This window comes from Shewanella litoralis, from assembly GCF_009828585.1.
Classification (GTDB): Bacteria; Pseudomonadota; Gammaproteobacteria; order Enterobacterales; family Shewanellaceae; genus Shewanella; species Shewanella litoralis.
The window spans coordinates 1-392 of the sequence record NZ_WSRZ01000103.1 but is presented as its reverse complement, the minus strand read 5'-3'; the positions used below and the strand labels follow the sequence as shown (position 1 = coordinate 392).

Sequence of the window (392 nt, the reverse complement as noted above, 5' to 3'; positions counted from 1 at the left end):
CGGATACGTTTACGAGCACTTTTTTCAGATTTAGCTAATGCAGCAAGATTGATATTATTCATAAATATAGCAATAAGAGAATGACGGTTAATTAGATCATATATTTAATGTAATTGGTATAATTGGTATGACCTACTCTCACATGGGCATATCGACCACACTGCTATCTTGCTCATTTGATAAATACAGATTGATGCACAAAGCTCAAATTCCAGACGTAAAAAAGCCCATTGCATTTGCAACGGGCTTATCACTACTCTTTCGAGTAAATTAGGCGCCTGGAAATGACCTACTCTCACATGGGGAGACCCCACACTACCATCGGCGATACTGTGTTTCACTTCTGAGTTCGGAATGGGATCAGGTGGGACCACAGCTCTATGGTTTCCAGA

General features: G+C 40.3%; 1 rRNA gene. It reads right to left on the bottom strand.

Annotation, left to right across the window (positions count from 1 at the left end):
- Positions 1-276 precede the first annotated feature (276 nt).
- Positions 277-392, bottom strand: a 5S ribosomal RNA gene (gene rrf / locus GQA99_RS20295).